The organism is Microcystis sp. 49638_E5, from assembly GCF_021300285.1.
Lineage (GTDB): Bacteria > Cyanobacteriota > Cyanobacteriia > Cyanobacteriales > Microcystaceae > Microcystis > Microcystis aeruginosa_C.
The window spans coordinates 1-7,208 of sequence record NZ_JAJTDH010000130.1 but is presented as its reverse complement, the minus strand read 5'-3'; the positions used below and the strand labels follow the sequence as shown (position 1 = coordinate 7,208).

Sequence of the window (7,208 nt, the reverse complement as noted above, 5' to 3'; positions counted from 1 at the left end):
GTTAGATTTATTGGGAGTTTCCCTGATTTGTACCCAGTAACGGGGCGCTGTAAATTCTCTTAATCCCTTCTACAGCACAGGTTATGGCCTTTTGTCAACGGGGAAGTCCAGTTATTAGTTTAGCAATCTGGTTTAATTCATGTTCTTTGAATCCTCGGTTTTTCTCTAAGGTAATGGGATCAAGCCAATATTTAGCGAGTTTGCGATCGCGTTTGACATGGATATGGGCTGGCTCTCGTTGATCTGAACTGAAAAAGATAAAACTGTAAGGCCCAACTTGAAGGACGGTAGGCATGAGAAAAGCTATTTTAAAGGTATATTTAGCTCTATGCTCTTATTATATGTCAATTTCTCTAATTCACAATTACCCACAAAAAAAGAGACCCTTGCGGTTCTCCTGTTGTAATACCTTCAATTAACGCTTAGTTTTTGTCTGCCTAGGCGCGGCGGCGCTTGAAGCCAGCCCCCAGAGCGACGACAGCCCCCAGACCAACGAGGGCAGAGGGTTCTGGGGTTTGAGCGGGAGGAGCGGCATCGCACTTTAACCCACAGTTTCAATCAATGTGCATGGTGCGTTCCCCAAAAATCGATCGCTGGAGCAGTAGGAGCCATATTAGGGAACGCACCCTACGGCTGCGTTGTTAGACCGCGCCTCACCGAATCTCTTCTAGCACTGGCTCATAAGGCTTCAATCTTGACCTTACCGCCCTCAATGTTATCGACCTGCAACCGATATCTGTAAAGCAGCGCCATTCCTAGTAGAGGCTCTGTTTCTGATTCTGCAATATCAATCTCTTGGTACTGCCCATCCCATATCACAGTCCCAGTGTACAGATCAAAATAAGTTTCACTGCCATCACCCAGCGTGACAAAATCAGAACCACTCCAAGGTAAATTTAATGTAGCGATGATTGTAGAGGGCAAAGATAAAAATCCATTGAACCCAGTATCAATCACCGCGTCAACCGCTTGCAGTTGCCGATTTGAGTTTCCGACTACAATCCTTAGCGTGGCTTCACGCCGCAAATTTACAACACCTTCCATCATGGATTTTTCTTCAAACTCCGTGCCCCGAAATGATAAACAGCGCGATGTCCGATACGAATGATCCAAGGTTGGGCATCGGGGTGACGTTCAAAGAGCCGATTAGTTGCAGGCACAACGTTTTCATCGACTTCAAACTCTCCAGTTTCAATGTCGATCGCTACAATCTTACCTTCATTACCGGCTTCGACTTGCTGCCGAATGCCAGATTCGTAGAGTTTTTGCCCTCGCTCGGCTAACTCATCTTTGGGATAACGCCGTTGACGAACTGCCATCTGGTTGACCTCAACTCAGTATTTTGCCTTAATGATACTCTGATTTATTCTAACGAAGTGCTCCCGCTCTACTACTGATGAGCCGCCTCATCGCAAGCCCCCCAGTGGTGCACTTCAAATTTGAATCGGCGCTTCAATCAATGTGCATGGTGCGTTCCCCAAAATCGATCGGTGGAGCAGTAGGAGCCACATTAGGGAACGCACCCTACAAGATCGGCGTGCTGCTACGCAGTGCCTTCGGCATCGCACTTTGTAAAATGGGTTGAAATATTGCAATAGACTCATTCTCCCGCAATTGTCAAAACCTTTCTGTAGAGTGTTTCGCTAATTCGGAATTCTGCTTTTGAGATTAGCTGATCAACAATCGGTTTAATATTCATAATCAATTCTTTTTGCTTGGCTTCGAGTAAAACGCCCAATATTCCAGTAATATTTAGCCCAAGAGATCGTGCAACTTTGCGTCCTTTTCTTTCATCCAAAATTAATATATCTGCGCCTAATTCTAGCGCTAAAATAATCCCTTCTGATTCTCCTCGGTCTAATTTATTGAGTAGTTGATTAACTTGGTTTTGCTGGGTGACGGGCCGTGTTTCTATCCAAGATAAGGTCATGATTTCAATCGTGCCAGGAACGGCGTAACCTAAACTCGCCATTTCCTCATAAACGGCTTGAGGAATGATAATTGTTCCATAGAGTTGATGCAAAAGGGTTAACTGGTTAACGGCGGCTAGGTTGGTAATGGGTGAGGTGTCACTCACGACGATCATAGTCTGCCTAGTTTTTGTAAGGTTTGGATGTCTTCTTCTAATTCTTCAAGGTCATAATGGACACAAATCTCTCGTAGATTAAGTTCGTGTTGAAATTGGAGGAGGTTCATGCCTGCAAGATGACGGGCTTTGCCGATGCTGATTTTGTCTTGTTTAAAGAGCATGATGGCGATTTCTAGTTTTAGCTCGTCTTCGGAGAGTCCTGATGCGGTCAGTATGTCATTAGGAATAACTACGCTCATAATTTTTAGGGGTTGGCGATTGTCAAATCAGCGATGGTTTTATGATAGCTCGCTTGTGTCTAGTGCCTTGAGGGAGGTTTATGATTTCTCCAATCTCCGTTAAAAAGAAGCAAATATCAAATAATCCTCTTTTAAATAGCAAAAAAAGAGACCCTTGCGGTTCTCCTGTTGTAATACCTTCAATTAAAGCTTAGTTTTTGTCTGCCTGAGTGGGGCGGCGCTTGAAGCCAGCCCCCAGAGCGACGACAGCCCCCAGACCAACGAGGGCAGAGGGTTCCGGGGTTTGAGCGGGGGGAGCGGCATCGCACTTAAACCCACAGTAAATGTGCATGGTGCGTTCCCCAAAAATCGATCGGTGGAGCAGTAGGACTTGCATTAGGGAACGCACCCTACAGCGATAGCTTTTTTCCTCGTGAATGTGTAATTTAACCTAACTAGGGACTATTCGGAAGCTTGTCGGCATAACGGTTGAATTGAGCGGCAAGCGATAGTCTATCAACTCAACACCAAAATCTCTAACATTGTCCGCTCCAATGATGTGTTATGCCCCGATCACACCAAATCAGATTGATGAATGAGTGTATTTTCATTCCATTCTCCACTATCAAATTTTTCAAGAATATACTTAAGATTAGCTGGAATGTTCTGCGAAAGTGTAGTTAATTCTTCTTGACTGATTAATGATTCCTGTTTAGACACACTAACTATTGTACTAAAAAATGAGATATGACCTCCTATTCTCTTCCTTATGACAGAAATTTCATTTGTTTCTAAAGCATCATAAGTTTCTTTGATACTAGCCGCAATAGCAGCAGTTATACTAGCCCCAGCATCAGAAGACTTCTTACAAACAAGTGGTAAAGAGTTGATAGCGACTAAACTTTCCATAATGTTATTATAATTGCCTGATCCGCATTCCTCTAAGTATCGGATTGAGGTTAAAATCATGTTCTTGTAAAGCTTTTCACCTTGATTCCATTCTCTGTCAATTATAAAGTACATTTTTGAAAATGTATTAGCCATAAGGGCACTCAAAGCTCGTTTAGATACGTTAGCATCACCAAAACGCTGGGCGAGTTTTTGCGCCAATTCGTCAGAATTTTTGTTTGACATAATTAAACCCTTAAAAAGATTGAGATTAAAGCTTCACAGCAAATTTTTCTAAAAGCGTATAACTATTAATTATACAGAAACCAAGAACTTTCCCCCATATCACGCCCAAAAGCGTGTTAGCCAGATTAGCTTACTGCAAACAATCTCTTTTTAAGGAGACTTATCACAGAAGCTTTCTAGAAATCTAGCAAAGATTCTTGTATCTGGCTGCACTTTGTTACAAAATTTCACTATTATTTCGGGTAAGGTATGGTAAATCCCTTGATAGATTCAATGGGGACTAACTTCTGGGAAAACCGCTATAGATCTCCTGCAAAAATCAAAAATCTGACCTTAAGTGAGGAGAATCCGAGACAGGAGGAGAAAAAAGACATAAAAAATTTAGTACAAATGCTCTGCTCTCCCTGCTCTGGCGCTCCCTAGCTTACCAGAGGTCGATTGCGACGACAATTATCGCAATGACCACAGCGAAAATTATCGGCATTTTCCTGAAACCCAAAGGCATTTAAGAGAAAGTGCCAACGACAGCGACGGGTATAGAGGTAGGGAAATATCTCATTTCTGGGTTTAAAAGTCATCTTGGCTGAATTATGAGGATAAATAAGCCGATAATGAAAAGGATCGAGCCATTCTAGGCGATCGAGACTGTGTAAAAGGGAGAGAATAAGCGCACCATCGGGAAATTCGGCACTAATCGCCTCTACTTTGCCCTCTAGGGGAATTTGGGCTAAAATTTGCCAAGCTTGTCGGTATTGGCGTTCCTGTTGGGAGTTAAAGAATTTTTGCTGGTTTTTATCGCTATTATCTAACCATCCCGTCGGTTCACTAATTAAGGTGAGAGCCTGCATTTTACCGCCATCGCGACCACCGCGGCCGATTTCCTGTAGGTATTCCGATAGTAAAGCTGGGGGTTGGTAGTGGACAACCCAACGCACGTCGGGTTTATTGATACCCATGCCAAAAGCTGAGGTACAGACAACAAAAGTTAAATCCCCCCGCAGCCAATTTTGTTCTATTTCCCGACGCTGAAAGGGGGATAAACCGGCATGATAGGCACTGGTGCGATAATGGAGAGATTGCAACCATGCCGCTAAATTTTCACTATGGCGACGGGAACGAGTATAGATCAGGCCGGATTGTCGAGGTTGACCGGTGAGGAAGTTTAATAGTTGATGACGACGACAACCGGGGCTAATACATATTTTGGTGCTTAAGTCAAGGTTTTGACGGTAAGGATTTATTAAGAAAAGCTGTGGTTTTTCTAGTTGTAAGATGCGGGTGAGCGTCTCACGGGTAGCGGGGTTAGCGGTGGCGGTGAAAGCAGCGATCGCTATTTGGCTGCCGGCCGGTTTTGATTGTAGAAGAGCGGGACGGACAGCCCCAAGACGACGGTAAGCAGGACGAAAATTATCGCCCCACTGGGTTAAACAATGGGCCTCGTCGAGGATGAGAGCGTTAATTTTAACGTGGGGAAGGGTTAATTTTGACCAGAGGGGCGGACTTAAGAGGGTTTCTGGGGAAAGATAGAGAAGTCGCAGGGTTTGATCTGCGATCGCTGCTAAGGTTTTCTTTCTCTGTTGTCGGGGGATTTCATTATGAATCAGGGCAACGGGTAATTTTTTGGCTAATAATTCCTCCACCTGATTTTCCATCAGGGCAACTAAGGGGGAAATCACTAGGGTTAAGCCGGTTTTTAATAAAGCGGGCAATTGAAAACAGATAGATTTACCGAATCCCGTGGGCATGACAATCAGGGCATCTTTTGCCGCTAAAATCGTCTCGATAATCTCCTGTTGGGGAAAGCGAAAGCTATCATAGCCCCAAATTTTCTGAAAAATAGTCCGGATGCTTTCGGTATCTTGGGAAGACATGGGTTAACTGCTGGGAATTATGAATTATGAATTATGAATTATGAATTGGGGAGCAGGAGAGTGGGGAGTGGGAATTATGAATTATGAATTGGGGAGAGGGGAGAAGGGAGCGGGGGAGAGGAGAGCATTTGTATCAAAATTCAGGGGCTGGTTTAAAGGCGCAACTGGTTAGAAACCTCTGGGTTAAACAGTTTGAGCGGTTTTTACTATCCTGGAAGGGTAACAATTTTTCCCATAATTGAATTTTTTTTGCACTTCTTTAATAATCTGTTACACTTATAGCGATCAATCCTTGTCTGGGGAATTACTGATGACTGAACCTGTTAGCACCACTGACCCCGCAGTAGAAACCGCCACCGAAGCGCAACCCAGTTACGTCAAGCTGGCGATGCGGAATATGGTCAAGAAAAAAGGCGTCTCGTTAAAACACTTTTTTTTGACTACAGCAGCCCTATTAGGCTTTTTTGTCGGTGTTTCCTATCTGACGCGTCCCTAGGATGAAATCTGGTGAGTGAGACTTTGCCCCTAGGGGTGGATTTATGCCTACAGGATAATTATTTTGATCCCGGAAATAGTCCTGTGGATGGGGAAACTTGGCACTATTGGTTGGAGACATGGTTAGGCTATCTATCGGATTATCTCCCCGTTGCCGCCGGTTATGAACTAAGTTTGCGTTTAACAGACGATCGAGAAATTCGGACCTATAATTCCCAGTATCGCCACAAAGATCAACCGACGGATGTTCTCGCTTTTGCCGCTCTGGAAGTGGATTTCCCAGTCGATGAGGGCATTTTAGAGACAGAACCTTTATATTTGGGGGATATTATCATCTCTGTGGAGACAGCACAACAACAGGCTTTAACACAAAATCATTCTTTGGCGCGAGAATTGGCCTGGTTAACTGCCCACGCTTGTTTACATCTTTTGGGTTGGGATCATCCCGATGAAACAAGTCTGTTAGAAATGCTATCTTTACAGGAAACTTTGTTAAAAACCGTCGAAATGCCGATACATAGTTAGTTGTTTTTGTCAAGCATTATTGAGGAATATGAAGACAAACTATCATAAAGCCAACCAATCTACCAGCCTATCTAATCCCTATCTCAACAATAACTTTATCCCTCGATCGGGACAGGTGAGTGAGGGCAACAATTCGACTCAAAGAGAATACGCTTGGCAAGTCGCCTCGAATCTATTAGTCAGTTTTCGCTACGCTTGGGCCGGAGTCCGTTATGCTTTTGTCAGTCAAAGAAATTTTCGCATTCACACCCTGATTACCCTAGTAGCGATTAGTTGGGGCTTATTTTTGCGGGTTGATGCCCTGGAAATGGCGATTGTCACCCTTACCTGCGCTCTGGTGATGGTCTTAGAATTAATCAACACTGCCCTAGAATCAGTGGTGGATCTGACGGTGGGGCAATCCTACCATGATTTAGCCAAAATAGCGAAAGATTGTGCCGCTGGTGCCGTTTTAATCGCCTCGATCGCCGCTTTACTCGTAGCGGCTTTTATTTTTATTCCCCATTTATTAGTTTAAGCGGGAAGCTTTTTTCCGTGTTGCCAAAGGCACGGCGTAGCCGTCCAGTAAACAGTGAACAGTGAACTGAAAACTCAAATCTGATCACTGATTACTGTTTACTGAATTTAAACCGCGTAGGGGAAACTTCAGTACAAATGCTCGAACTTCCTCTCCCTGCTGCCAACTCCGGCACTGCGGTGCAGTCTTAACCAGTAATATTAGATAGTCAACAGCTTAACTGATCACTGATAACTGATCACTGATAAGTAGGGTCTGCTGAAAAAGTTTTTCCTGGGGGTAGGGTGTGGGGTGTGGGGTGTGGGGTGTAGGGTTTTACCGATTTTCAGGTGGTCAACTACCTAATTTTCAGGGAAAAA

12 protein-coding genes are annotated in these 7,208 nt (G+C 44.1%); 3 read left to right on the top strand and 9 right to left on the bottom strand.

Annotation, left to right across the window (positions count from 1 at the left end):
• Nucleotides 1–94: 94 nt before the first annotated feature.
• The 9 genes from LW728_RS21660 to LW728_RS21620 form a co-directional block, all read right to left on the bottom strand.
• Nucleotides 95–295, bottom strand: a complete 201-nt coding sequence (locus LW728_RS21660) for a DUF4160 domain-containing protein (protein WP_287768192.1) — start codon at nucleotides 293–295, stop codon at nucleotides 95–97.
• 142 nt (nucleotides 296–437) lie between these two features.
• The gene (locus LW728_RS21655; RefSeq protein ID WP_230400958.1) at nucleotides 438–488 is read right to left on the bottom strand and encodes a hypothetical protein; all 51 of its coding nucleotides are present in this window, start codon (nucleotides 486–488) and stop codon (nucleotides 438–440) included.
• Between the two features lie 190 nt (nucleotides 489–678).
• Complete coding sequence (locus LW728_RS21650) at nucleotides 679–1,047, bottom strand: hypothetical protein (protein ID WP_002752923.1); 369 nt, start codon at nucleotides 1,045–1,047, stop codon at nucleotides 679–681.
• A complete protein-coding gene (locus LW728_RS21645; RefSeq protein ID WP_002752924.1) occupies nucleotides 1,044–1,319 on the bottom strand; it encodes a hypothetical protein in 276 nt (91 codons plus the stop codon). The genes LW728_RS21650 and LW728_RS21645 overlap by 4 nt, the downstream gene beginning before the upstream one ends.
• 281 nt (nucleotides 1,320–1,600) lie before the next feature.
• Nucleotides 1,601–2,086 carry a PIN domain-containing protein gene (locus LW728_RS21640; RefSeq protein WP_004163648.1) on the bottom strand — a complete coding sequence of 162 codons (486 nt, stop codon included), beginning with the start codon at nucleotides 2,084–2,086 and terminating at the stop codon, nucleotides 1,601–1,603.
• Complete coding sequence (locus LW728_RS21635; protein WP_002770883.1) at nucleotides 2,083–2,328, bottom strand: UPF0175 family protein; 246 nt, start codon at nucleotides 2,326–2,328, stop codon at nucleotides 2,083–2,085. Before LW728_RS21635 ends, LW728_RS21640 begins: the two co-directional genes overlap by 4 nt.
• 190 nt (nucleotides 2,329–2,518) lie before the next feature.
• Nucleotides 2,519–2,704, bottom strand: coding sequence for a PEP-CTERM sorting domain-containing protein (locus tag LW728_RS21630; protein WP_287768189.1), 186 nt, complete (start codon nucleotides 2,702–2,704; stop codon nucleotides 2,519–2,521).
• A gap of 176 nt (nucleotides 2,705–2,880) precedes the next feature.
• Entirely contained in the window at nucleotides 2,881–3,441 is a 561-nt protein-coding gene (locus tag LW728_RS23490; RefSeq protein WP_042790988.1) for a hypothetical protein, read from the bottom strand.
• 419 nt (nucleotides 3,442–3,860) lie between these two features.
• Nucleotides 3,861–5,312 carry a RecQ family ATP-dependent DNA helicase gene (locus LW728_RS21620; protein WP_287768187.1) on the bottom strand — a complete coding sequence of 484 codons (1,452 nt, stop codon included), beginning with the start codon at nucleotides 5,310–5,312 and terminating at the stop codon, nucleotides 3,861–3,863.
• 310 nt (nucleotides 5,313–5,622) lie between these two features.
• Here LW728_RS21620 and LW728_RS21615 point away from each other — a divergent pair, with 310 nt between their 5' ends.
• The 3 genes from LW728_RS21615 to LW728_RS21605 are packed head-to-tail and all read left to right on the top strand — an operon-like array spanning nucleotide 5,623 to nucleotide 6,849.
• Nucleotides 5,623–5,808 (top strand): DUF3285 domain-containing protein, encoded by a 186-nt coding sequence (locus LW728_RS21615; RefSeq protein WP_002797124.1) that lies wholly within the window; start codon nucleotides 5,623–5,625, stop codon nucleotides 5,806–5,808.
• Between the two features lie 11 nt (nucleotides 5,809–5,819).
• A complete protein-coding gene (gene ybeY, locus LW728_RS21610) occupies nucleotides 5,820–6,332 on the top strand; it encodes an rRNA maturation RNase YbeY (RefSeq protein WP_004163645.1) in 513 nt (170 codons plus the stop codon).
• Between the two features lie 28 nt (nucleotides 6,333–6,360).
• Nucleotides 6,361–6,849, top strand: coding sequence for a diacylglycerol kinase family protein (locus LW728_RS21605; RefSeq protein ID WP_004163644.1), 489 nt, complete (start codon nucleotides 6,361–6,363; stop codon nucleotides 6,847–6,849).
• Nucleotides 6,850–7,208 lie beyond the last annotated feature (359 nt).

Bases quoted from the DNA above. Each gene is read 5' to 3' on its own strand.
- LW728_RS21660 (WP_287768192.1), bottom strand. From the start codon at position 295: ATGCCTACCGTCCTTCAAGTTGGGCCTTACAGTTTTATCTTTTTCAGT.
- LW728_RS21650 (WP_002752923.1), bottom strand. From the start codon at position 1,047: ATGATGGAAGGTGTTGTAAATTTGCGGCGTGAAGCCACGCTAAGGATT.
- LW728_RS21645 (WP_002752924.1), bottom strand. From the start codon at position 1,319: ATGGCAGTTCGTCAACGGCGTTATCCCAAAGATGAGTTAGCCGAGCGA.
- LW728_RS21640 (WP_004163648.1), bottom strand. From the start codon at position 2,086: ATGATCGTCGTGAGTGACACCTCACCCATTACCAACCTAGCCGCCGTT.
- LW728_RS21635 (WP_002770883.1), bottom strand. From the start codon at position 2,328: ATGAGCGTAGTTATTCCTAATGACATACTGACCGCATCAGGACTCTCC.
- LW728_RS21630 (WP_287768189.1), bottom strand. From the start codon at position 2,704: ATGCAAGTCCTACTGCTCCACCGATCGATTTTTGGGGAACGCACCATG.
- LW728_RS23490 (WP_042790988.1), bottom strand. From the start codon at position 3,441: ATGTCAAACAAAAATTCTGACGAATTGGCGCAAAAACTCGCCCAGCGT.
- LW728_RS21620 (WP_287768187.1), bottom strand. From the start codon at position 5,312: ATGTCTTCCCAAGATACCGAAAGCATCCGGACTATTTTTCAGAAAATT.
- LW728_RS21615 (WP_002797124.1), top strand. From the start codon at position 5,623: ATGACTGAACCTGTTAGCACCACTGACCCCGCAGTAGAAACCGCCACC.
- LW728_RS21605 (WP_004163644.1), top strand. From the start codon at position 6,361: ATGAAGACAAACTATCATAAAGCCAACCAATCTACCAGCCTATCTAAT.